The following is a 22218-nucleotide window of genomic DNA, read 5'->3' as shown; positions in this document are numbered from 1 at the left end:
TCTCCTCCGATTCCGTACTCTTGGGAAGCGTGAAGTCCGTCGTCAGCACCCTTGCTGCAGTGCGCGCCGCGGTGATCTCGACGGCAAAGCAGATCCCCCGGCGGCAGTTGGCCGCCATCACCGCGACGATTGTGATTCTGGTCGCAATCTTGGTGCTGGTGCCCCGGCCGGGCGCCGTGCAGCTGCGCGACTGGGCGACGTCGGTCGGGCCGTGGTTTCCGCTGGCCTTCCTGGCCGCCCACATCGTGGTCACAGTCTTCCCGTTCCCGCGCACCGCGTTCACGTTGGCGTCGGGCCTGCTGTTCGGTCCCCTGCTCGGCGTCCTCATCGCGGTCGCGGCCAGCACGGTGAGCGCGGTCGTCGCCCTCCTCCTGGTGCGCTGGGCGGGCTGGCGGCTGAACCGCCTGGTGCCGCATCCGCGGGTGGCCAGCCTCGACATCCGGCTGCGGCAGCGCGGGTGGCCGACGATGATGTCGATGCGGCTGATCCCGGCGGTGCCCTTCTCCGTGCTGAACTACGCCGCAGGCGCATCCGCCGTGCGGGCGTGGCCGTACACGTGGGCCACGTTGGCGGGGCTGCTGCCCGGCACCGCGGCCGTCGTCATCCTCGGCGACGCGCTGACCAACCACATCAATCCGCTTCTGATCGCGGTGTCGTTGTTCACCGCGAGCCTCGGGATCGCGGGCCTGCTCTACGAGATCCGCACCTACCCGCAGCACCATCCGGCCGACGCCGAAAAGGCGGAGTCCACCGAGGAACCGGCCATCACCGGCTAGAGATCGCCGCTGCCGCTGTGGCGGCCGCCTTGGGCCGAGTCGATCGGCTGTTGCGGCGGCTGGTTGAACTGCACGGGCGCGGTCACGCTCTGCTGGGTTCCGGGGATGGCGCCCTGCACCGGTGCCCGCGCCTCGGCCTCGGCCTTGGCGACCGCCTGCGCGATCGCGGGATCGGTCTCGGTGGAGAACCAGTCGGCGACCTCGTCCGAGTCGTCCTCTGGCTTCGGCAGATCTCCCTCGACGGGTGACGGCTGGAACCGAAACACCCCGTCTTCGCCGGGAGCGCCGAGAAGCTTAGTGAAGCCCTGCAGCGCCTGCCCGAAGTCGCTGGGCACCAGCCAGACCTTGTTCGCCTCGCCCTTGGCCATCTCCGGCAGCGTCTGCAGATACTGATAGGCCAGCAGTTCCGGTGTCGGCCGTGCCGCTTTGATCGCCGCGAACGTCTTCTCGATCGCCTTCGCCTGGCCCTGTGCCTGGTAGTACTGCGCGGCGCGTTCACCCTGGGCTCGCAGCATGCGCGACTGCCGGTCGGCCTCGGCGGCCAGGATCGCGGCTTGCTTGGCGCCCTCGGCCGCCAGGATCTGCGCCTGCTTCTGGCCTTCGGCCTGCTTGATGGCCGCCTCCCGGCTGCCCTCGGCGGTCAGGATCATCGCGCGCTTCTCGCGGTCGGCGCGCATCTGTTTTTCCATCGAGTCCTGAATGCTCGGCGGCGGGTCGATGGCGCGCAGTTCCACCCGCGCCACGCGCAGACCCCAGCGGTTGGTGGCCTCATCCAGCACACCGCGCAGCGCGGTGTTGATCTGGTCGCGCGAGGTCAGCGTCTGCTCCAGCGTCATGCCGCCGACCAGGTTGCGCAGCGTCGTGGTGGTCAGCTGTTCGACGCCGACGATGTAGTTGCTGATCTGGTACACCGCGGCCTGCGGATTGGTGACCTGGAAGTAGACGACGGTGTCGATGGCCACCGTCAGGTTGTCCTCGGTGATCACCGGTTGCGGTGGAAACGACACCACGCGTTCACGGAGGTCGACGCGGGCGCGGATCTTGTCGATGAACGGAATCAGCAACGTCAACTGGCCGCTGACGGTGCGGCTGTAGCGGCCCAGCCGTTCGATGACGGCCGCTTCGGCCTGCGGGATCAGCGCGATCGACTTGGCCACGATGATGGCCGCGAACACGACCAACACGCCGACCAGTACGAGTCCGGCCACGGCACCTTCCATTGCGGTTCCTTCCGTAGTTGCCCAGGCTTAGACGACTTTTTGAACTACCGCGGTGGCGCCATCGATCTGCACGACGGTGACCTGGTCGCCCGGTTCGTACACATCGTTGTCGTTGAGCGGCCGCGCGGTCCAGATTTCGCCGTCGAGTTTCACCTGGCCTTCATGGCGGGCCACCCGGTCGAGCACCAGCGCGCTCTTGCCCTCCAGCTCCTTGGGCCGGTCGGGTAGCCCGGTGCCTGCGATGAAACGCTTCTTCAGCGCGGGCCGAACGAGAACCAGAAGCAGCACCGAGACGACGAGAAAGACGATTCCGTCGATCACGTAGTTGTCGAATATCAGGTTCGACCCGACCGCGGCCAGCGCCCCGCCGCTGAGCATCAGTAAGAACAGGTCGCCGGTCAACGCTTCCGCCCCGGCCAGACCCAGCGCGGCGATGAGCCAGATCAACCAAACAGGCATATCGCCAGCCTAACGCGTAGTCGGCCGTGGCAGCGGCAAACAACTAGACTGCGAGCATCATGTGGTGTCCAAGTGTTTCGCTGTCTGTCTGGGCCAATGCGTGGCTCGCGGGCGCGGCTGCCCCCGACGACGTTCTGGATGCGCTATCGCAATGGGCGCCAAAGCATTCGGTGACCGCGTATGACGCCGTGGCGGCGGGACGCACCGGGCTGCCCTGGCCGGACGTGAACCACTTCGGAACCATGTCGCTGCTGCAGACGCTGCGCAGCGCCGCCGAAAAGCCCACCGGGACACCCGCGATCTCGGTCGCGCTGCCCGTGCCCGGCGATGTCCGCGGCCTGCCCGCGGGAACCCAGTTCCAGCGCGACGCCATCACCGCGGGTGAGGCGATCATCGTCGACGGCGGACCCGGTGCGACGGGCGTCGGCCTGGTTCCCGACTTCGAGTTCGACGAATCCGACGCCTACGACGACGGCGAAGCCGAAGTGTGCGCGCTCAACTGGACGGTGTACTCCGTGCCGGATGTGCCGATCCAAGAGCACGTCGATCTCGGCGAGGCCGAGTTCGCGCTGCGGTCTGCGGTGCGGTCGGCGGCTGACGCACTCGGCGCGCTGCGCGCCGAGGCAGGCGGCATGGATCTCGCCGACCCCCGCAAGCTCGTCCAGCAGGTGATGGAGTCATCGCGTCGGCACCGGGCGCCCGATCACGCGCCGTCACGCGCGCTGCGGGTGTTGGAGAACGCGGCGCACATCGACGCGATCGTCACTGTCAGTTCGGGTTTGATGCCGATCGGACTGCAGAGTTCGTCGGAGGCCCAGATCGCCAACGACGCGCTGCGACCGTTGTCCGGGGTGGTGCGCTCGGCCCGGCTCGCCGCCGTCAACGCGATCCTGTATTCGGCCTGGCGTTAGTCGCACGCCGCGGTGCAAGGCTTGCCGTCAATCGAGAAGCCTTGCAGCGGAGGCGCTTCGGCGGCGGTGACGCGAACCGGTTCACGCCCCTCGCGCAGCTCGTCGATCAGGTCGACGATCAGCCGCGCGAAGCGGCGGTCGGCATTCGGGGTGGCCGCCCTGGCGAAGGCCATTCCGTAGCCTTCGGCCTGCTCGCGCAGCTCGGTGTCCAGATCCCAGACCACCTCGATGTGGTCGGCGACGAAACCGATCGGGCAGACGATGACGGCCTTGGTGCCCGCGTCGGCGAGCGCCGAGAGGTGGTCGGCCACATCGGGTTCCAGCCACGGCACCTGAGGCGGGCCTGACCGCGACTGCCACACCTGGTCGTAGTCGGCGTAGCCGGCTTGCTCGGCGACGAGCCGCGCCGCGTGGGCCACCTGGCGGGCGTACAGGTCGTCGCCGCACCGGGAACGGGCCGACAGCGGAATGGAATGCGCGGTGAACACCAGCCTGGCCTGGCCGCGCACGTCGTCGGGAAGGCTGTTGGCCGCGGCGCCGATCGCCTCGGCGAACATCGTCACGAACGTCGGGTGGTCGAAGAACTGGCGCAGCTTGACCAGTTCGGGCGCTCCTTCTCCTGCCGCCGCGCGGGCGCGGGCGATGTCCTCGACGTACTGCCTGCAGCTGGAGTATCCGCCCCACGCCGATGTCGCGAATACGGCGGCGCGGCGAACGCCGTTGTCCCGCATCGACGCAACCGCGTCCTCGACGTAGGGCGTCCAGTTGCGGTTGCCGAAGTAGACGGGAAGGTCGGTCTCGTCGCGCAGTTGCTCGATCAGTGCGCGGTTGATGCCGTTGATCGGTGAGACGCCGCCGAAGTGCAGGTAGTGTTCGGCCACCGACTCCAGCCGCTCCCGCGGGATCCCCCTGCCGCGGGTGACGTTCTCGAGGAACGGCATGACGTGCTCGGGCGCCTCCGGTCCGCCGAAGGACAGCAGCAGAAGCGCATCGAACTCCATCTACAGCAGCTGTGTGTGCGCGCCGCCGTCAGCGTAGACCACCGTGCCCGTGGTGGCGGGCAGCCAGTCGGAGAGCAGGGCACACACCGTCTTGGCGACGGGCGTGGGGTCCTTCATGTTCCAGCCGATCGGCGCACGCTGATCCCAACCCTCTTCGAGCAACTGCATCTGGCCGCTGGCCTCCTCGCCGAGCGCGCCACCGACGATCGCGCTCATCGCCAACGTCCGGATAGGGCCTGCCGCAACGAGATTGGACCGCACCCCGGACTTGCCCGCTTCGCGCGCGACGAACCGGTTCACCGACTCCAGCGCGCTCTTGGCCACCGTCATCCAGTTGTAGGCAGGCATGGCGCGGGAGGGGTCGAAGTCCATGCCGACGATGCTGCCGCCGGGGTTCATGATCGGCAGGAGTGCCTTGGCCAGCGCCGCATAGGAATACGCCGAGATGTGGATGCCCTTGGACACGTCCTCGTACGGCGCGTCGAGGAAGGGGTTGATGCCCATGCCGCTCGGCGGCATGTAGCCGATCGAGTGGACCACGCCGTCGAGCTTGTTGCCCTCTCCGATCACCTCGGTCACCCGGTCGGCCAGCGTGTTGAGGTGTTGGTCGTTCTGCACGTCGAGTTCCAGCAGCGGCGCCTTCTGCGGCAGCCGGTCGGCGATGCGCTGGATCAGCCGCAGCCGGTCGAAGCCGGTCAGCACCAACTCCGCACCCGCCTCCTGGGCAACCTTGGCGATGTAGAACGCGATCGACGAGTCGGTGATGATCCCGGTGACGAGTATGCGCTTGCCCTCAAGCAGACCTGACATGTGAAAGTTCCTCTTTCTGTTAGAGATTCAGTGGCCCATGCCCATGCCGCCGTCGACCGGGATCACGGCGCCCGAGATGTAGCTGGCGTCTTCGGACGCCAGGAAGCTGACGACGCCGGCCACCTCGTTGACGGTGCCGGTCCGTTTGGCGGGCACGAATGCCAGTGCCCCCTCCTGAATTCGCTCGTCCAGCGCGCGGGTCATGTCGGTGTCGATGTAGCCCGGCGCAACGACGTTGGCGGTGACACCGGCCTTCGTCACCTCCCTGGCGATGGAGCGGGCCATTCCGATCAGCCCCGCCTTGGAGGCCGCGTAGTTGGCCTGGTTGCCGACGCCCCACATGCCCGACACCGAACCGATGAAGATCAACCGGCCGAACCGCCTGCGCAGCATGCTGCGGGATGCGCGCTGGGCCACCCGAAACGCTCCGGTCAGGTTCGCGTCGATGACCTTCTCGAACTTCTCCACCGTCATCCGCATCAGGAATGCGTCCGCGGCGAGGCCGGCGTTGGCCACCACCACCTCGACCGGGCCCTGGTGTTCCTCGACTTGCGTGAAGGCGCGGTCGACGGCCTCGGTGTCGGTGATGTCACACTCGACCCCGAACAGTCCCTCGGGCACCCCGGAGCCGCGATGCGTGGCGGCCACCTTGTGACCGTCTTGCGCGAGCCGCTGGGCGATGGCCAGTCCTATACCCCGGTTGCCTCCGGTGACGAGCACCGAACGCGAAACGAAAGGCGGGCGGGCACCGATCGGTTGGCCGGCAGTCTCCCCTTCAGTCGAGTGAGTCATGACCGCCAACTTAACGTGTGTCGGCCATTCTTAAGAAATCGCCTTAGTTGGGCAATCGACGGTTGATCAGTAGCGCTGCCAGCGCCGCCAATGCCAGCACCAGCGCGCCGAGCCGCAGCCAGCCCACGCTGGCGTCGCCCTTGATCGTCTCGTAGCCGATCTGCTGCTGTAGGTCCGCATACACCTGGCGCAGCTGATCCAGGCTGGAGGCGGTGAAGGCCTCGCCACCGGACAGCTCGGCGATCTTGCGCAGCATGTCGTCGTCGACGGGCACCGGCTGACGCTGGTCGTTGATCTCGACGTAGCCGTAGGGCGTGCCGAACGAAATGGTCGAAATCGGCACGCCTTGGTCCTTGGCCGTACGGGCCGCGGTGAACGCGCCCTTCGGGTTGTCCGGGTTCGACGGCACCGTCTCCTTGCCGTCGGAGAACAACACGATGCGCGCGGGCGGTGGCTCGTCACCGCCGCCGATCACCGCGCCGACGGTCGCGATGGCCTGCAGCGCGGTGAAGATGCCTTCACCGGTGGCGGTGCGGTCGGCCAACTGCAACTTGTCGATCGCGTTCTTGGTGGCCTCGCGGTTGGTGGTCGGCGACACCAGCACGGTGGCGGTGCCCGCGTAGGAGATCAGCCCCAGGTTGATGCCCGGTGTGAGCTCGTCGGCGAACTGTTTGGACGCTTCCTGCGCTGCGGCAAGGCGATTGGGCGACACGTCGGTCGCGCGCATCGACTGCGACACGTCGATCACCAGCATCACCACCGCGCGGTTGCGCGGGATCCGCACGTCGTGGGTCGGGCCCGCCATCGCCACGGTCAGCAGCACCAGTGACAGCACCAGCAGGATGGCGGGCAGATGACGCCAGCGGCTAGGTCGTTTGGGCGCAACGCTTTCCAGCAGTTCCATGTTGGCGAAGCGCAGCATCCGCCGCTGCCGGGCCAGCTGCACGACGATGTAGAGCGCGGCCAGCCCGATCACGACGAGCAGGAACAGGAAGAACCACTTGTGTTCGAAGCCCGAGAGGCTCATCGGGCCGAGCAACGGCAATGTCATGTGGCAGTTGTCATTTCGGTTGTGTCAGGAGGGCTCAGGAGGGCCGCCCGGCTAGCGCCCCTCGGCGCCGGTTGGCCACGAACCGGACCACGTCGGCGATCCAGTCCCGGTCGGTGCGCAGCGTCAGCAGTGGCGCGTCGCAGCGGCGCAGGGTGCGGGCCACCTCGGCACGGTGCGCGGCGGCGGCCTTCTCGAAGTCCGCACGAAGCTGTTCGTCGATGGTGAATTCACGGGTGACGCCCGTTTCGGTGTCCTGGAGGATGACGTCGCCGACGGGCGGCAGTTCGACGTCGCGCGGGTCGATGATCTCGATGCCGAGCACCTCATGGCGCCCGGCGATGGCCCGCAGCGGACGCTCCCAGTTGATCGGCCCGAGGAAGTCGCTGATGATCACGGCCATCCCGCGGCGCCGCTCCGGCCTGCGCAGCGCGTCGATCGCGGCGGCCAGATCGCCGCGCACCCCCAGCGGCGCCTTCGGCGTGGTGGCGATCGCGCGCAGCAACTGCTGCTCGTGCATGCGACCCGACAGCGCAGGCACACGCCGCATGGTGTCGCCGTTGGAGATCACCGCGCCGAGACGGTTTCCGCCGCCGCTGTTGAGGAAGGCGATCGCGGCCGCGGCCGCCACCGCCAGGTCACGCTTCTCGCACCCGGTGGTGCCGAAGTCGAGGCTGGCCGAGACGTCGACCACCAGCCATGTCTCCAGCTCCCGGTCGGCGATCATCTGCCGCACGTGCGGGGTGGTCGTGCGGGCGGTGACCGACCAGTCCATCCGTCGCACGTCGTCGCCGGGCTGATAGATCCGCGACTCCCCCGGCTCGGATCCCGGTCCGGGCAGCAGCCCGAGGTGGTCACCGTGCAGCACCCCGTCCAGCTTGCGCCGCACCGTCAACTCGAGTTTGCGCAGCGCCGCCGTCAGCGCAGGGTCACGGATCTCCCCGCGCTTCAGCGACGGCAGATCGACGTTGCGTCCGGAAGTAGTCACCGACCACTAGCCGCGGTCGCTGCGGTGGGCACAACGGGCGGCACCGAATGGCCCTGCTGCGGAATGGCATTCACCTGAGGCAGCGCCACGGTTTGCAGGATCCGGCCGATCACGGTCTCCGGCGAGATCTCGTCGGCAAGCGCGTCGTAGGTCAACACCAGCCGGTGCCGCAGCACGTCGGGGATGACCTCGACGACGTCCTGCGGGATGACGTAGTCGCGGCCGCGCACCAATGCCAGCGCGCGGGAGGCGGCGATGATGCCCAGGGACGCGCGGGGCGAGGCGCCGTAGGCGATCCATGCCTTGGCGTCGGGCATGCCGAACTTTTCCGGCTGCCGGGTCGCGGTGACGACGCGCACGACGTAGTCGACCAGCGCGTGGTGGACGAACGTGTTGGCCGCGACGTCCTGCAGGCGCAGCAGATCGCCCGGGTTGAGGATCTGCTTGGGCTCCGGCGGCTTGACGCCCATCCTGTAGACGATCTCGCGCTCCTCCTCCGGGGAGGGGTAGTCGATGTTGAGCTTGAACAGGAAGCGGTCGCGCTGCGCCTCGGGCAGGGCGTACACGCCTTCCTGCTCGATCGGGTTCTGGGTGGCCATCACCAGGAACGGCGCCGGCAGCGGGAAGGTCTTACCACCGATGGAGATCTTGCGTTCGGCCATGACCTCCAGCAGCGCCGACTGCACCTTGGCGGGCGCGCGGTTGATCTCGTCGGCGAGCAGGAAGTTGACCACCACCGGGCCGAGCTCGATGTCGAACTCCTCCTTGCCCTGGCGGTAGATCCTGGTGCCGATGATGTCGGTGGGCACCAGGTCGGGGGTGAACTGGATGCGGGCGAACGTGCCGCCGACCACCTTGGCGAACGTCTCCACGGCCAGCGTCTTGGCCACGCCGGGCACACCCTCGAGCAGCACGTGTCCCTTGGCGAGCAGCCCGACCAGCATGCGCTCGACGAGCTGATCCTGGCCGACGATGATGCGCTTGACCTCGAAGACTGCCCGTTCCAGCGTGTGCACCTCGTTTTGCAGGCTCCCCGAGTTCGCGGGCGGCGGCGGTGCAGCGTGAGTATTCGGGGGATAACCCTGCGCCGGGCCTTGCGGCCCACCTGCTGACGTCATCAACGATCCTCTATGCGTTGTAGTTCAAAGGCGCAGGTCATGCGCCGCGGGCGGGGTGCCCGTCGTCAACTATTCCAGGCAGTACGGAATCCGTCGACGTTGCCCGGGACTGCTCAGCGTCCGCTCAGCCCGCACTCAGGATTCGATGATCCTGGCGAGATAAGGCTGAAGGCCGGCCGTGCGCAGCGGGCTGACGGTCACTTTCCCTGCGCTGCTGGAGGCTTCCAGCATCTTGCCGCCACCAAGATAGATCGCGACGTGCTGGCTGCCGCCGGGACCCCAGAACAACAGGTCGCCGCGCTTGGCCTGCGATTGCGGCACCTTGCGGCCGGTGTTGTACTGATCGCCCGAGTACTTCGGGATCAGCACGCCCACGCCCGCGAAGGCGAACTGGGTGAACCCGGAGCAGTCATAGCCGACGGTGTTGGCGCCGGAGTCGACCCCCTTGCTGGGCCCTTTCGGCGTGCCGCCTCCCCATGAATACGGCACGCCGATCTGCGAGGCCCCGCGGCGGATCACATACTCGATGGCCTGTGGTCCGCGGACTCGGCCGACTCCGACGCCTGCACTGCTTGCACCCGCATTGGTGCTGCCGCCCAGACCGATGCTCTGGAGGAACTTCTGGCCCAGACTCTGGGTGGTCTGAATGGCCAGCTGAGTCGCCTCGAACGACGCGTTGGCGATCGCGACGGGGTCACCGGGAGCGCCGGCGCTGAGAATCTTCGGCAGCGTCGGATCCCATTGGCCGTCATCGGGTGCCGCCGTCGACGGCACCGCGAGCCCGATCGCCATCGCCACCGCCGCAAGCAGCGGAACAAGGACGGCGGAGCAGCGTAAAACCTTGTGGCGCAATGAATTCACCAAGTCACCATTCGATGTATCGGACGACGTAAGGGGTCATGCCACTGGTGCGCACCGGCGAAATCTTGACGTGCGAACCGGTGTAGGGCGCCTCGATCATCTGGTTGTTGCCCAGGTAGAGCGTCACGTGCTGACTACCGCCTGGCCCGTAGAAGATGACATCGCCGCGCCGCATCTGCGACGACGGGATCTTGCGCCCCATGTCGTACTGCGAACCCGAGTAGTGCGGCAGCTTGATGCCGACACCGGCAAACGCGTACAGGATCAGCCCGGAGCAGTCGAAACCGACTGTGCCCGCGCCTTGGTCGATGCCGCGGCTGGGTCCCGCGGCGTTGCCGCCGCCCCATGAGTACGGCACACCGAGCTGCGACATCGCCCGCTGGATCACGTACTCGCTGGCCTGCCTACCGTAGACGCGAGGTATCGCACCGTTGGTGTAGCCGCTCGGCGTCGGCAGAATTCCCAACTTGCGCAGGAAGTTTCGGCCCATGTCGGCGGTGACCTGTGCCGAGCTGGACGAAATGCCCAGCACCGTGTTGATGATCGCGATCGGGTCGCCGCTGACGAACGCGCTCGGGATCGCAGGCAGCGTGGGATCCCACAGGCTCTGGTCCCAATTGCCTGCCGCCGGCGTCGGCGCCTGCGGTGCGCGATCCCAGTTGCTCGACGAATTAGCCTGCGGCTGAGTGGGTTTCGCCTGGGTTGCGGCCGAAGTCGACCACGTGCGAGCTTCGGCGAGTTTGGCCTGTGCGGCCTTGCGCTCGGCGGTGAGCTTGTCCAATTCCGCCTGCTGATCGCGGAAGGTCTGCTGCGCATCCCTCAGCGCCGCGACCGCCGCGTCCTGGCTGGCCTGCGCGTCGGCGACGGCCTGATCGGCCTTCTGCTTTGCCAGCCGCGCCGCCGACTCCTTGTTGACCTGTTCGGTGCGGGCCCGCTGCAGGTTCTCGACCACCTGCTGGACGTTGGTGGTCAGCGCTTGGCCCGCCGACGCCGTCGCCAGAATCGCGTCGGGGTCGGTGGCGGTCAGGTAGGAGCTCGCCGGGCCGTTGACATACATCGACGCCGCGAACGTGTCGAAGCGTTGCTGGGCCGCCTCGATCGCCGCGGTGGCGTCTTCCACGGCCCGCCTGCTGGCGTCCACCTCGCGCTGCGCCGCCGCCGCATTGTCACGAGCGGTCTGCACGTCGACGATGGCCTTGTTGACGCTCTCCTGCTTGGCCTGCACGGCAGCGCCAAGGTCCTGCAGCTTCTGATTCACGTTTGCGATCGCCGCGACAAGCGAGCCGACCGAGTCCGCGCCACTGGGTTCTGCCGTTGCCAGCCCTCCGCCGGAGAACGTCAAAACAAGCAGCATCCCGATGATCAGCGGAGCCGCGCAGGCCCTACCGAACACCCGGGACGCGAGGGCGCGAGGGGTGCGTCTCATTCGACTGGAATCTCCTCGCAGAAGTCACACAAACAACAGTTGCACCATTGAGTACTTCTGCACCGTACGTCACAACTGACGCTGAGGAAACTGTAGTCACAAACTACATATCTGTAATTCCAGAGGATGTGACCGAATAGTGATATTCGAATTCGAAGTCGGCCGGCTGGCCGACGTTATGCCGTGTTTTATTCGGACGCTTGTGCGTCCGTTTCGACCGCGGCGCGTTTGCTGCGGACCTGCAGGAATCGGGTCGCGACGGCGGCGGCGAATACGGCCGAGACGACAAAGATGGTGAATGCCGTCCAGTCAAAGTGAGGCGTGGTCAACTCGCTCACGAAATTCTTCGTGGATTGCACCGGGTCGCCGTTCTTGGCGAGGTCTTGACCCGCCTCCAATGTCACCCGATCGAATTTCGGGCTATAGGTCCCCGCCCATGACGGACTCATCGCCAGCACCGTCGAACCCGGGTAGGCCTCGCCGACCTCGGTGGCGATGTCGCGCAGCGGTGTGTCGATCGGCGGGTTGTTCGCGATGAAGACGACCTTGAGGTCGATGCCTTGGTCGTGGGCGTCGTTGATCACCTGGCGTAACTCGGCAACCTGGTCGGCCTTGTCGGGGGGCACGCTGATCCCGTCGTCGCCCACGTCTGCAATAACTTGGTTGATGTCGACGTCGGGCGGGATATACGTCGGTAGGAACGGGAGCACGTGCGGTCCTGTCACGACAGAAACCGTACGCGATGGCGGCCTCGGCGGGTGGCAGCACGCACCGCCGAGGACGAGACTGAACCCCGTCGCGCTTGCTTTACAGGACAAGCGTACTGTTAGAGTAGAAGCGCCGCAGACACAGCCCGTCGCGGCGAGGATATTTATCGGGAGTTGATGTGAGCAGCAAAGATTCGTCTCAAAACTCGTTCGATGCCCGTTCCACCCTGAAGGTCGGGGACAAGAGCTACGAGATCTATCGACTTGACGCGGTGCCCGGCACCGAGAAGCTCCCCTACAGCCTCACGGTCCTCGCCGAGAACCTGCTGCGCACCGAGGACGGTGCCAACATCACCAAGGAGCACATCGAGGCGATCGCCAACTGGGATCCGAAGGCCGAGCCCAGCGTCGAGATCCAATTCACCCCCGCGCGGGTGATCATGCAGGACTTCACCGGCGTGCCGTGCATCGTCGACCTGGCCACCATGCGGGAGGCCGTCGCGGCACTCGGCGGCGACCCCAACAAGGTCAACCCGCTGGCGCCCGCCGACCTGGTGATCGACCATTCCGTCATCGCCGACCTCTTCGGGCGGGAAGACGCCTTCGAGCGCAACGTGGAGATCGAGTACCAGCGCAACGGCGAGCGCTACCAGTTCCTGCGCTGGGGTCAGGGCGCCTTCAACGACTTCAAGGTGGTGCCGCCGGGGACCGGCATCGTGCACCAGGTCAACATCGAATACCTGGCCTCGGTCGTGATGAACCGCGACGGGGTCGCCTACCCGGACACCTGCGTGGGCACCGACAGCCACACCACGATGGAGAACGGTCTCGGCGTGCTGGGATGGGGCGTCGGCGGCATCGAGGCCGAGGCCGCGATGCTCGGCCAGCCGGTGTCGATGCTCATCCCCCGCGTCGTCGGCTTCAAGCTGACCGGCGAGCGCAGGCCCGGCGTCACCGCCACCGACGTGGTGCTGACCGTCACCGAGATGCTGCGCAAGCACGGCGTGGTCGGCAAGTTCGTCGAGTTCTACGGCAACGGCGTCGCCGAGGTGCCGCTGGCCAACCGCGCCACCCTGGGCAACATGAGTCCCGAATTCGGTTCGACCGCAGCAATTTTCCCGATCGACGAGGTCACGATCGAGTATCTGAAGATGACCGGCCGCAGCGACGAGCAGGTGGCGCTGGTCGAGGCTTATGCCAAGGAGCAGGGCATGTGGCACGACCCGCAGCGCGAGCCGGAGTACTCCGAGTACATCGAGCTGGACCTGGCCGACGTGGTGCCGTCGATCGCCGGACCGAAGCGACCGCAGGACCGCATCGCGCTCGACGACGCGAAGACCGCGTTCCGCAAGGACATTCACAACTACGTCGAGGAGAACCTTCCCGCGCCGGAGACCAAGCTCGACGAGGCCGTCGAGGAGAGCTTCCCGGCCAGCGACCCCGCGGTGCTGACCTTCGCGGACAACGGCGGCGAGCCCGCGCACTCCGCCGCCACGGGCGCAGAGGGCCGTCCGACCAAGCCGGTCAAGGTCAGCTCCCCCGAGCGGGGCGAGTTCGTCATCGACCACGGCGCGGTCGTCATCGCGGCGATCACGTCGTGCACCAACACCTCCAACCCCGAGGTGATGCTCGGCGCGGCGCTGCTCGCGCGCAACGCCGTCGAGAAGGGCCTGCAGTCCAAGCCGTGGGTCAAGACGACGCTGGCGCCGGGCTCCCAGGTGGTCACCGATTACTACGAAAAGGCCGGGCTGCTGCCGTATCTGGAGAAGCTCGGGTTCTACCTCGTCGGCTACGGCTGCACCACGTGCATCGGCAACAGCGGCCCGCTGCCCGACGAGATCAGCAAGGCCGTCAACGACAACGACCTCTCGGTGACCGCCGTCCTGTCGGGCAACCGCAACTTCGAGGGCCGCATCAATCCCGACGTGAAGATGAACTATCTGGCGTCACCGCCGCTGGTCATCGCCTATGCACTGGCCGGCACGATGGACTTCGACTTCGAGCAGGATCCGCTCGGCACCGACGCCGGCGGCAACCCGGTGTTCTTGAAGGACATCTGGCCGTCGCAGAAGGACATCAACGACACCATCGCCTCGGCGATCAACACCGAGATGTTCACCAAGAACTACGCCGATGTGTTCAAGGGCGACGACCGCTGGCGCAACCTGCCGACGCCGAGCGGCAACACGTTTGAGTGGGACCCGAACTCGACGTATGTCCGCAAGCCGCCGTACTTCGACGGCATGCCCGCCGAGCCGGAGCCGGTGGCCGACATCAAGGGCGCCCGAGTGCTGGCCCTGCTGGGCGATTCGGTGACCACCGACCACATCTCCCCCGCGGGCAGCATCAAGCCGGGCACACCCGCCGCGCAGTACCTCGACGAGCATGGAGTCGACCGCAAGGACTACAACTCCTACGGTTCGCGGCGCGGTAACCACGAGGTGATGATCCGCGGTACCTTCGCCAACATCCGGCTGCGCAACCAGCTGCTCGACGACGTGTCCGGCGGCTACACCCGCGACTTCACCAAGGGCGGCGAGCAGGCGTTCATCTACGACGCTGCGCAAAATTATGCGGCGCAAGGGATTCCGCTAGTCGTGCTGGGCGGCAAGGAGTACGGTTCGGGTTCGTCGCGCGACTGGGCGGCCAAGGGCACGCGGCTGCTCGGTGTGCGGGCGGTCATCGCCGAGTCGTTCGAGCGCATCCACCGCTCCAACCTCATCGGCATGGGCGTCATCCCGCTGCAGTTCCCGGAGGGCGAGTCGGCAGCTTCGCTGAGGCTGGACGGCACGGAGACATACGACATCACCGGCATCGAGGCGCTCAACGACGGCACGACGCCGCGGACGGTGCACGTGAAGGCGGCGAAGGAGGACGGCTCGGCGGTGGAGTTCGACGCTGTCGTGCGCATCGACACCCCCGGCGAGGCCGACTACTACCGCAACGGCGGCATCCTGCAGTACGTGCTGCGCAACATGCTCAAGTCGTAGGCGCAGACGCTCGCGCGAGAAAAGGACGCCTCAGGTGCCCCGGGTAACCGACGACCATCTGGCGGCGCGTCGCCGTCAGATCCTCGACGGTGCCCGGAGGTGCTTCGCCGAGTACGGCTACGACAAGGCCACCGTGCGCCGGTTGGAGCAGACCATCGGGCTGTCGCGCGGCGCGATCTTCCACCACTTCCGCGACAAGGACACGTTGTTCTTCGAACTGGCGCATGAAGACGCCGAGCGGATGGCGGAGGTCGCGTCGCGCGAAGGGCTCATCCAGGTCATGCGCGACATGCTCGCCGCGCCCGAACAGTTCGACTGGTTGGCCACCCGGTTGGAGATCGCGCGCAAGCTGCGCAACGACCCGGCGTTCAACAAGGGGTGGTCAGAGCGTTCCGCTGAACTGTCCACGGCCACGACGGAGCGGCTGCGCAGACAAAAGCTGGCCGGGCGGCTGCGCGACGACGTGCCCAGCGACGTCCTGCACACCTACCTCGACCTGGTGCTCGACGGCCTGGTGGCACGACTGGCCTCAGGTGACGACCCCGAAAAGCTCAGCGCCGTACTGGACCTCGTCGAGTCGTCCGTGCGTCAGCAGTAGCTAGCGCGCGGTTGCTTTGGTCCGGTGGTTGGGACCACCACGACTACGCATCGTGGTACCCGACTCGCGCAGCATGCTGTGAATCGAACCGTACGAACGACCCGTCCGCGCCACCAGAGCACGGATGCTGGCTCCCCCCTCGTAGGCCGACCGCAGCTCCTTCAACAGGTCTTCGCGCGACTTGTTCGGTTTTTTCATCGACACCTCCCCGCTGTGATGTACCGATGAGTACCCAGGGTAGAAGAGCCGAAACAGTTTTAAGCCAGTTCGATCAGGTCCGCGTACTCTTCTGACCAGAAGTCCTCGGTACCGTCGGGAAGCAGCACGACGCGCTGTGGTTCGAGCGCCTCGGCCGCGCCGGGATCGTGAGTCACCAGCACCACCGCGCCTCGGTAACTGCGCAGCGCATCCAGCACTTGTTCACGCGACGCGGGATCGAGATTGTTGGTCGGCTCGTCGAGCAACAACACGTTGGCCGCCGATGCGACGAGCCCGGCCAGCGCCAGCCGGGTCTTCTCGCCGCCGGACAGTGTGCCCGCAGGCTGATCGAGCTGCGGGCCGCTGAACATGAACGCGCCCAACAACCCTCGCAGATCCTGCTCGCCGGTGTCGGGTGCGGCGTGGCGGATGTTCTCCCACACCGTGGCGAGGTCGTCGAGCGTGTCGTGCTCCTGGGCGAAGTAGCCGATCTTGAGCCCATGCCCCGGTTCCAGCACTCCCCTGTCGGGTGTTTCGACGCCGGCCAACAGCCGCAGCAACGTGGTCTTGCCCGCGCCGTTGAGCCCGAGCACCACCACGCGCGAGCCGCGGTCGATCGCCAGATCGACGCCGGTGAACACCTCCAGTGAGCCGTAGGTCTTGGTCAGGTCCTTCGCTACCAGCGGGGTCCGCCCGCACGGGGCGGGGCTGGGGAATTTGATGCGGGCCACCTTGTCGGCCACCGGCTCATCATCGAGAGCCGCCATCATCCGATCGGCGCGACGCAACATGTTTTGCGCGGCAACGGCTTTCGTTGCCTTGGCCCCCATCTTGGCGGCCTGGGCGCGCAGCGCGGAGGCCTTGCGTTCGGCGTTGGCACGCTCGCGGCGGCGGCGCTGTTCGTCGGTGGCGCGCGCATCGAGGTACTTCTGCCACGACATGTTGTAGACGTCGACTTCGCCGCGCACCGCGTCGAGGAACCACACCCGGTTCACGACGTCGGCGAGCAGGTCGACGTTGTGGCTGATCATCACAAGGCCGCCAGTGTGGTTCTGCAGGAAGTCGCGCAGCCAGCCGATCGAGTCGGCGTCGAGGTGGTTGGTCGGCTCGTCGAGCAGCAGTGTCGTCGACGAACCCGACCCGGTGTCGGAGGCCGCGAACAAAATGCGCGCGAGTTCCACGCGGCGGCGCTGGCCACCGGAGAGGGTGCGCAGCGGCTGCGTCAACACCCGTTCGGGCAGCCCGAGGCTGGCGCAGATGCGGCTGGCCTCGCTCTCGGCGCCGTATCCGCCCAGCGCGGCGAACCGCTCCTCGAGCTGACCGTATCGGCGCACCGCACGGTCGCGGACGGCATCGTCGGCCGTCTCGGCCATCAGCGCCTGCTGCTTCTCCAGGTCGGCCAGCAGCGTGTCGAGGCCACGCGCCGACAGCACGCGGTCGCGGGCCAGGGTGTCGAGATTGCCTTCCTTGGGATCCTGTGGCAGATAACCGATGTCGCCGCTGCGGGTGATGGTGCCCGCGTAGGGCTCACCCTCGCCGGCCAGGATGCGCATGGTCGTGGTCTTGCCCGCGCCGTTTCGGCCGACCAGCCCGATGCGGTCACCCGGCTGCACGCGCAGCGCGGTGCCGTCGGTTGACAGCAGCGTGCGCGCGCCTGCGCGGACCTCGAGGTCCGTTGCGGTGATCACGCTGCCGTCTCCCTATCCATTGCGTGCGCTATTTGTCGTCGGTAAAGACTGGGGCCCGCTTCTCGACGCGCGCGGCGACCGCTTCCTCGAAGTTGGCGGTGAGCAGACGCACGAAGAGTTGTCCGAGGCCCTCGGCCTGCATGTGCCCTTCCAGGCTAGCGGCGTCAAGTCCAGCCCACAGTGTGCGTTTGGTCAACTCAATTCCCGGCCGAGAGAACGCGGCGATGCGCTCGGCCATCCCGTAGCAGGTCTCCAGCAGCTGGTCACCGGGCACGGTGCGCGACACCAGGCCGATCCGCTCGGCCTCCTCAGCGTCGACGTCGCGGCCGGTCAGCATCATTTCGAACGCCCGCGACGTGCCGATCGCCTTGGGCAGCAGGTAGCTGAGCCCCAGTTCGCTGGCGGTCAGCCCGTTGTTGATGCCGGCCGCGCGGAAGTAGGCGCCGTCGGCGGCCACCCGGATGTCGGCAGCCAACGCCAGGCACAGTCCTCCGCCGATGGCGGCGCCGTTGACCGCGGCGATGACCGGTTGATGCATCTTGCGCAGGGCCAGGATCACGTCATCGAGGACTTCCATCGAGCGCAGCGCGAACGTGGGCCGGGTCAGCCCGTCGACGTGCGGCACCGATCCGGCGGACTTGTGGTCGGCGCCTGATGAGAAGCCCCGTCCCGCTCCGGTCAGCACGACCGCACGGACGGAGTTGTCGTAGGTCAACTCCCCCAGCACCGCCCGCAGCGGCACCATGACGTCGAACGCCATGGAGTTCATCCGCTCGGGGCGATTCAGCGTCACCAGGGCCACGCCGGGGCGGGGACGGCTTACGAGGACGAAGTCGCTTTGCTCGGTCACGGACTGCACGCTATCGCGTGCGCGGTCCGGTCATCCCGCGGAACTGTTGGTGAGGCGTCAGCCCTGGTCGCCGTCGTTCTGCGCGGCGATCGCGGCGTCGATGTCGAAAGCCTTGATCTGTTGCACGAGATCCTCAAGGGCCGCCGGCGGCAGCGCCCCGGCCTGGTTGAACACCAGCTTGCCCTTCTTGAACGCCATCAGCGTCGGAATCGAACGAATGTCGGCCGCGGCGGCGAGCTGTTGCTCGGCTTCGGTGTCGACCTTGGCGTGCACGATGTCCGGATGTTTCTCGGCCGACTGGGCGAACGTCGGCGCGAACGCGCGACACGGCCCACACCACGACGCCCAGAAGTCCACCAGCACGATCTCGTTGTCGTTGATGGTGTCGTTGAATTCGGCCGCGGTGATATCTCGGGTGGTGGTCACAGCTCTCCTAACGCCTGCGTCTGACTGTGTGTTCCCACTATGCGGCCTGAGGAATCCCGCCGCCGCCCTTCGGGCGATCTTGGACCATCCGCACCTGGATACGCCTAGCCCTGCGGGTTCTCCGAGGAGTGCGCGCGGCGGTAGTGCCGTCGAGCCTTCATCCGGTTGCCGCAGATCGCCATCGAGCACCAGCGCGCGGTGTTGGGCTTGCTGCGGTCGATCAGAAAGAGCCTGCACTCGATGTTGGCGCACGGCCGCAGTCGCCCCGGGCTGGTGACCCGCAGCGCGTCCCATGCGAGCACCGCACGCACCGCGCCCACCGGTGTCCCCTCGGTTGTCAGGTGCCAGTCGATTCCGTCGCGCGACGCCGTCGGCCGCAGTGCCGCAGATGTCACGAAACGGCGAAGTACGGCAGCACTTTTCTCGCCGCGCACGACGGCCTGCAGCGCAGCGCGGGCATCGAGAAGTGCCGCCAGTTCAGCCTCGGTCGGCGCGAGCCCGTGTGCGCGCATCCACCGCCGCGCTGCGTTCAACTGCGCGAGGTCGTCACGCGGGACGCCGTCGACCACGGGTGTGGAGTTGAGCAGTTCGAGCAGGAATTGTTCGTCCTGTGCGCCCACTGCAACCAGCTTCATGTGTCTAACCTCCAAACGACTATTGACAGGTTAGCGGCTCGGGCGTTGAATGTGCACTAACCAGTAAATCTGTCCTAGGGAGTTAGCCATGCCGGCTGTTCATCACCGCTACGCCACCGTCGCCGGACACCAGATCTTCTACCGGGAGGCCGGGGACCCGGATGCGCCGGCGATCGTGCTGCTGCACGGTTTTCCGACCAGTTCGTTCATGTTCCGCGAGCTGATCCCCCGGCTCGCCGACCGCTATCACGTCATCGCACCCGATCACCTCGGCTTCGGCCTGTCGGCGGCACCGCCGGTCACCGATTTCGACTACTCCTTCGATGCGCTGACCGATCTCACCGAAGGACTGCTCGACGAACTGGGCCTGCGCCGCTTCGCGATCTATGTGCAGGATTACGGCGCACCGATCGGATGGCGATTGGCGCTACGACGCCCGCAGGCGATCACCGCCATCGTCACCCAGAACGGCAACGGATACGACGACGGCTTCGTCGAAGACTTCTGGCGGACCGTCTGGGACTACCAGCGTGAGCAGACACCGCAAACCGAGGCGGGTGTCCGCACCGCACTGGACGTCGAAGCGATCAAGTGGCAGTACGTCACCGGCGTCGCCGACGAGTCACTGGTCAGCCCCGACACCTGGATTCACGACGCCGCCCTGGTCGGCAGGCGCGGCAACGACGAGATCCAACTGGCGCTGTTCCGCGACTACGCAACGAATCCGCCGCTGTATCCCGCTCTGCACGAATATCTGCGCACGAGCAGGGTTCCGGTGCTTGCGGTGTGGGGGCAGAACGACCCGATCTTCGGCCCCGACGGCGCACGCGCTTTCGGCAAAGACGCACCGGACGCCGAGATCCACCTGCTCGACGGGGGCCACTTCCTGCTCGAAACCGCGGTCGACGAGGTGTCGGATCTCATCCGTGACTTCCTGCGACGCGTGAGCGCGCGAAGCGCAGGGCGCCGACGCTAGAGCCCGTGAGAGAGTGTGGTCATGCCGGCAGCCAACCGTCCATCGGTTCTGGTGTTCGACGTCAACGAGACACTGCTCGACATCGAAGCACTGCGACCACACTTCCACCGGATATTCGGCGACGCCGGCGTCGTCCGCGAATGGTACGGCCAGTTGATCCTGTACTCGATGACGGTGACCATGTCGGGCCGCTACACCGACTTCTCGACGCTGTCGCGGGCGGTGTTGCAGATGATGTCCGACTTCCACCATGTGTCGATGACCGACGAGGACCTCAACGACCTCGGCACGGCCATTCGGACGATGCCGGCGCACGGCGACGTCGCCGACGGACTGCGCATGCTGGCCGATAACGGGTATCGGCTTGTCACACTGACGAATTCGCCGCCACACGCAGGCGCTACACCGGTGGACAACGCGGGCCTTTCCGGATTCTTCGAGCGTCAGTTCAGCGTCGACTCGCAGCGGGCTTTCAAGCCGGCGCCGCAGCTCTACACCGGAGTCGCAACGCAATTGGGGGTGCCCGCCTCGGACTGCATGATGATCTCCTGCCACGCGTGGGACACGCTCGGCGCCCAGGCAGCCGGACTCGCTGGCGCGCTCATCACCCGCCCGGGTAACGCGCCGCTGGCTGTCCCCGCCCTGCCGCAGCCAGATGTGATCGCCACGGACCTGGTGGATTTGGCGAGCCAGCTCTGAGGCCGTTCAGGATGCCTGCCGGGCCAACTCCGCGGCGCGGTCCGTATTGACAAGCAGCGCTTGCTGTTTGCGCGGCCACCAGAAGATCTCGAGCGCCAGCAGGATCAGGTAGATGGCCGACGCGATCGCGTTGCCCCACGAACCGTACGCGGTGTCCCACAACGCCGTCCCGACCGCGACGACCAACACGAACCAGAGGAGCCACCGCAGTGGTCTCGCATCAGCCGCGGCGGCGTGCATGCCGTCGCGGTACTCGATCAGCGCTGGCGCCAGTTGTACCTCGCCGATCTCCTCGCCGGTGCGAGCGGTGCGCGCGACCTGCTCACGCTGCGATCCGGTCAGGTTCGCGGCGGCGGGCCAGTAACGGGACATCCGCCGTGTCATCCACCCGCCGTAAAAGATGGCGAGGATGACGAACACGATGACGCCGACGAGGAGAAAGCCCGAGTCGAGCCATGCCAGCATCCCCAGGCTCCCGCCGCAGGCAAGTCCGAGCAGCACGCCGCGCAGCACCGGGTCGAATCGCCACACGAAGGCCGGCACCGTCACCATTGGGCGATTGTGACGGGTTTCGCGCGATTTTGACCGGCAACCGGCCAAACTGGCCGTTTAGACGGTGAAGCCCAATGCGCGCAGTTGCTCGCGGCCTTCCTCGGTGATCTTGTCCGGGCCCCACGGCGGGTTCCACACCCAGTTGATCTTGATGTCGTTGACGAGCCCCGCCCCGATCAACGCGGTGCGCGACTGATCTTCGATCACGTCGGTCAGCGGGCACGCCGCCGAGGTCAGCGTCATGTCGATCAACGCAACCTTGCCTGCGTCACTGTCTTCCACGTTGAGGTCATAGACCAGGCCGAGGTCCACCACGTTGATGCCGAGTTCCGGGTCGACGACATCGCGCATCGCCTCCTCGAGATCGGCCAGAAACTCCTGGTCAGGCACTGCGGTGTCGCTCATCGACTATCCTTACCTTTCTTGAAGGGTGTTTGGGGTCGTCGGCCTTAGGCTTCGAATCACCCAGGGATGTCGGGTATGGCTTTC

General features: G+C 66.7%; 24 protein-coding genes. 6 read left to right on the top strand and 18 right to left on the bottom strand.

Annotated elements, in window-relative coordinates; genetic code table 11:
• Positions 1-29 precede the first annotated feature (29 nt).
• Positions 30-776, top strand: a complete 747-nt coding sequence (locus CQY20_RS18060) for a TVP38/TMEM64 family protein (RefSeq protein WP_097941460.1) — start codon at positions 30-32, stop codon at positions 774-776.
• On the opposite strand, the gene CQY20_RS18055 is transcribed toward CQY20_RS18060, so the two are convergent.
• A complete protein-coding gene (locus CQY20_RS18055; protein WP_097941459.1) occupies positions 773-1996 on the bottom strand; it encodes an SPFH domain-containing protein in 1224 nt (407 codons plus the stop codon). The genes CQY20_RS18060 and CQY20_RS18055 overlap by 4 nt on opposite strands.
• A 27-nt stretch (positions 1997-2023) precedes the next feature.
• Positions 2024-2455, bottom strand: a complete 432-nt coding sequence (locus tag CQY20_RS18050) for an NfeD family protein (protein ID WP_097941458.1) — start codon at positions 2453-2455, stop codon at positions 2024-2026.
• A gap of 59 nt (positions 2456-2514) precedes the next feature.
• Between CQY20_RS18050 and CQY20_RS18045 the strand changes: the two genes are divergently transcribed.
• On the top strand, positions 2515-3366 hold the full coding sequence (locus CQY20_RS18045; RefSeq protein WP_097941457.1) for an Rv1486c family protein: 852 nt from the start codon (positions 2515-2517) through the stop codon (positions 3364-3366).
• On the opposite strand, the gene CQY20_RS18040 is transcribed toward CQY20_RS18045, so the two are convergent.
• From CQY20_RS18040 to CQY20_RS18000, 9 genes are all read right to left on the bottom strand, one after another.
• Positions 3363-4367, bottom strand: coding sequence for a ferrochelatase (locus tag CQY20_RS18040; RefSeq protein ID WP_097941456.1), 1005 nt, complete (start codon positions 4365-4367; stop codon positions 3363-3365). The genes CQY20_RS18045 and CQY20_RS18040 overlap by 4 nt on opposite strands.
• Positions 4368-5177 carry an NADH-dependent enoyl-ACP reductase InhA gene (inhA, locus tag CQY20_RS18035; protein ID WP_097941455.1) on the bottom strand — a complete coding sequence of 270 codons (810 nt, stop codon included), beginning with the start codon at positions 5175-5177 and terminating at the stop codon, positions 4368-4370. It abuts the gene before it with no gap.
• 27 nt (positions 5178-5204) lie between these two features.
• Entirely contained in the window at positions 5205-5969 is a 765-nt protein-coding gene (fabG1, locus tag CQY20_RS18030) for a 3-oxoacyl-ACP reductase FabG1 (protein ID WP_097941454.1), read from the bottom strand.
• Positions 5970-6012: 43 nt separating this feature from the next.
• Complete coding sequence (locus CQY20_RS18025; RefSeq protein ID WP_097941453.1) at positions 6013-7020, bottom strand: VWA domain-containing protein; 1008 nt, start codon at positions 7018-7020, stop codon at positions 6013-6015.
• 34 nt (positions 7021-7054) lie between these two features.
• On the bottom strand, positions 7055-8005 hold the full coding sequence (locus tag CQY20_RS18020) for a DUF58 domain-containing protein (RefSeq protein WP_097941452.1): 951 nt from the start codon (positions 8003-8005) through the stop codon (positions 7055-7057).
• On the bottom strand, positions 8002-9123 hold the full coding sequence (gene moxR1 / locus CQY20_RS18015; RefSeq protein WP_097941451.1) for a chaperone MoxR1: 1122 nt from the start codon (positions 9121-9123) through the stop codon (positions 8002-8004). Before moxR1 ends, CQY20_RS18020 begins: the two co-directional genes overlap by 4 nt.
• Before the next feature lie 135 nt (positions 9124-9258).
• Positions 9259-9975, bottom strand: coding sequence for an NlpC/P60 family peptidoglycan endopeptidase RipB (gene ripB, locus CQY20_RS18010; protein WP_371871082.1), 717 nt, complete (start codon positions 9973-9975; stop codon positions 9259-9261).
• A gap of 13 nt (positions 9976-9988) precedes the next feature.
• Positions 9989-11410: an NlpC/P60 family peptidoglycan endopeptidase RipA gene (gene ripA, locus CQY20_RS18005; RefSeq protein WP_097941450.1), complete on the bottom strand. Its 1422-nt coding sequence runs from the start codon at positions 11408-11410 to the stop codon at positions 9989-9991.
• A 188-nt stretch (positions 11411-11598) separates the two neighbouring features.
• On the bottom strand, positions 11599-12135 hold the full coding sequence (locus tag CQY20_RS18000; RefSeq protein WP_097941449.1) for an Rv1476 family membrane protein: 537 nt from the start codon (positions 12133-12135) through the stop codon (positions 11599-11601).
• 161 nt (positions 12136-12296) lie between these two features.
• Here CQY20_RS18000 and CQY20_RS17995 point away from each other — a divergent pair, with 161 nt between their 5' ends.
• Together CQY20_RS17995 and CQY20_RS17990 are read left to right on the top strand one after the other, a co-directional pair.
• Positions 12297-15107 carry an aconitate hydratase gene (locus tag CQY20_RS17995; RefSeq protein ID WP_097941448.1) on the top strand — a complete coding sequence of 937 codons (2811 nt, stop codon included), beginning with the start codon at positions 12297-12299 and terminating at the stop codon, positions 15105-15107.
• 34 nt (positions 15108-15141) lie between these two features.
• Complete coding sequence (locus CQY20_RS17990; RefSeq protein WP_097941447.1) at positions 15142-15705, top strand: TetR/AcrR family transcriptional regulator; 564 nt, start codon at positions 15142-15144, stop codon at positions 15703-15705.
• Here the strand turns inward: CQY20_RS17990 and CQY20_RS17985 are convergent, their stop codons facing one another.
• The 5 genes from CQY20_RS17985 to CQY20_RS17965 all read right to left on the bottom strand — a co-directional run bounded on the left by CQY20_RS17985 (position 15706) and on the right by CQY20_RS17965 (position 19502).
• Complete coding sequence (locus CQY20_RS17985; protein WP_097941499.1) at positions 15706-15903, bottom strand: helix-turn-helix domain-containing protein; 198 nt, start codon at positions 15901-15903, stop codon at positions 15706-15708.
• A gap of 59 nt (positions 15904-15962) precedes the next feature.
• A complete protein-coding gene (locus CQY20_RS17980) occupies positions 15963-17591 on the bottom strand; it encodes an ABC-F family ATP-binding cassette domain-containing protein (protein WP_097941446.1) in 1629 nt (542 codons plus the stop codon).
• Between the two features lie 28 nt (positions 17592-17619).
• Positions 17620-18450 (bottom strand): enoyl-CoA hydratase, encoded by an 831-nt coding sequence (locus CQY20_RS17975; RefSeq protein ID WP_163700291.1) that lies wholly within the window; start codon positions 18448-18450, stop codon positions 17620-17622.
• Positions 18451-18498: 48 nt separating this feature from the next.
• Positions 18499-18867 (bottom strand): thioredoxin, encoded by a 369-nt coding sequence (trxA, locus tag CQY20_RS17970; RefSeq protein WP_097941445.1) that lies wholly within the window; start codon positions 18865-18867, stop codon positions 18499-18501.
• Positions 18868-18971: 104 nt separating this feature from the next.
• Positions 18972-19502 (bottom strand): CGNR zinc finger domain-containing protein, encoded by a 531-nt coding sequence (locus CQY20_RS17965; protein WP_097941444.1) that lies wholly within the window; start codon positions 19500-19502, stop codon positions 18972-18974.
• An 88-nt stretch (positions 19503-19590) separates the two neighbouring features.
• Between CQY20_RS17965 and CQY20_RS17960 the strand changes: the two genes are divergently transcribed.
• Together CQY20_RS17960 and CQY20_RS17955 are read left to right on the top strand one after the other, a co-directional pair.
• The gene (locus CQY20_RS17960) at positions 19591-20478 is read left to right on the top strand and encodes an alpha/beta fold hydrolase (RefSeq protein WP_097941443.1); all 888 of its coding nucleotides are present in this window, start codon (positions 19591-19593) and stop codon (positions 20476-20478) included.
• Positions 20479-20499: 21 nt separating this feature from the next.
• The gene (locus CQY20_RS17955) at positions 20500-21177 is read left to right on the top strand and encodes a haloacid dehalogenase type II (protein ID WP_097941497.1); all 678 of its coding nucleotides are present in this window, start codon (positions 20500-20502) and stop codon (positions 21175-21177) included.
• A gap of 6 nt (positions 21178-21183) precedes the next feature.
• Here CQY20_RS17955 and CQY20_RS17950 read toward each other — a convergent pair whose 3' ends face one another.
• Together CQY20_RS17950 and CQY20_RS17945 are read right to left on the bottom strand one after the other, a co-directional pair.
• Positions 21184-21729 (bottom strand): hypothetical protein, encoded by a 546-nt coding sequence (locus CQY20_RS17950; RefSeq protein ID WP_097941442.1) that lies wholly within the window; start codon positions 21727-21729, stop codon positions 21184-21186.
• Between the two features lie 57 nt (positions 21730-21786).
• Positions 21787-22134, bottom strand: coding sequence for a metal-sulfur cluster assembly factor (locus CQY20_RS17945; protein WP_097941441.1), 348 nt, complete (start codon positions 22132-22134; stop codon positions 21787-21789).
• Positions 22135-22218: the final 84 nt, after the last annotated feature.

It is taken from the genome of Mycolicibacterium agri (assembly GCF_002553505.1).
Classification (GTDB): Bacteria; Actinomycetota; Actinomycetes; order Mycobacteriales; family Mycobacteriaceae; genus Mycobacterium; species Mycobacterium agri.
The sequence above is the reverse complement of the archived record's forward strand: the minus strand, read 5'-3'. Positions and strand labels throughout refer to the sequence as shown.

Excerpts from the sequence above, each read along its gene's own strand:
- CQY20_RS18055 (WP_097941459.1), bottom strand. The coding sequence starts at position 1,996 with ATGGAAGGTGCCGTGGCCGGACTCGTACTGGTCGGCGTGTTGGTCGTG.
- CQY20_RS18050 (WP_097941458.1), bottom strand. The coding sequence starts at position 2,455 with ATGCCTGTTTGGTTGATCTGGCTCATCGCCGCGCTGGGTCTGGCCGGG.
- CQY20_RS18045 (WP_097941457.1), top strand. The coding sequence starts at position 2,515 with ATGTGGTGTCCAAGTGTTTCGCTGTCTGTCTGGGCCAATGCGTGGCTC.
- CQY20_RS18040 (WP_097941456.1), bottom strand. The coding sequence starts at position 4,367 with ATGGAGTTCGATGCGCTTCTGCTGCTGTCCTTCGGCGGACCGGAGGCG.
- inhA (WP_097941455.1), bottom strand. The coding sequence starts at position 5,177 with ATGTCAGGTCTGCTTGAGGGCAAGCGCATACTCGTCACCGGGATCATC.
- fabG1 (WP_097941454.1), bottom strand. The coding sequence starts at position 5,969 with ATGACTCACTCGACTGAAGGGGAGACTGCCGGCCAACCGATCGGTGCC.
- CQY20_RS18025 (WP_097941453.1), bottom strand. The coding sequence starts at position 7,020 with ATGACATTGCCGTTGCTCGGCCCGATGAGCCTCTCGGGCTTCGAACAC.
- moxR1 (WP_097941451.1), bottom strand. The coding sequence starts at position 9,123 with ATGACGTCAGCAGGTGGGCCGCAAGGCCCGGCGCAGGGTTATCCCCCG.
- ripA (WP_097941450.1), bottom strand. The coding sequence starts at position 11,410 with ATGAGACGCACCCCTCGCGCCCTCGCGTCCCGGGTGTTCGGTAGGGCC.
- CQY20_RS17985 (WP_097941499.1), bottom strand. The coding sequence starts at position 15,903 with ATGAAAAAACCGAACAAGTCGCGCGAAGACCTGTTGAAGGAGCTGCGG.
- CQY20_RS17965 (WP_097941444.1), bottom strand. The coding sequence starts at position 19,502 with ATGAAGCTGGTTGCAGTGGGCGCACAGGACGAACAATTCCTGCTCGAA.
- CQY20_RS17960 (WP_097941443.1), top strand. The coding sequence starts at position 19,591 with ATGCCGGCTGTTCATCACCGCTACGCCACCGTCGCCGGACACCAGATC.
- CQY20_RS17955 (WP_097941497.1), top strand. The coding sequence starts at position 20,500 with ATGCCGGCAGCCAACCGTCCATCGGTTCTGGTGTTCGACGTCAACGAG.
- CQY20_RS17950 (WP_097941442.1), bottom strand. The coding sequence starts at position 21,729 with ATGGTGACGGTGCCGGCCTTCGTGTGGCGATTCGACCCGGTGCTGCGC.
- CQY20_RS17945 (WP_097941441.1), bottom strand. The coding sequence starts at position 22,134 with ATGAGCGACACCGCAGTGCCTGACCAGGAGTTTCTGGCCGATCTCGAG.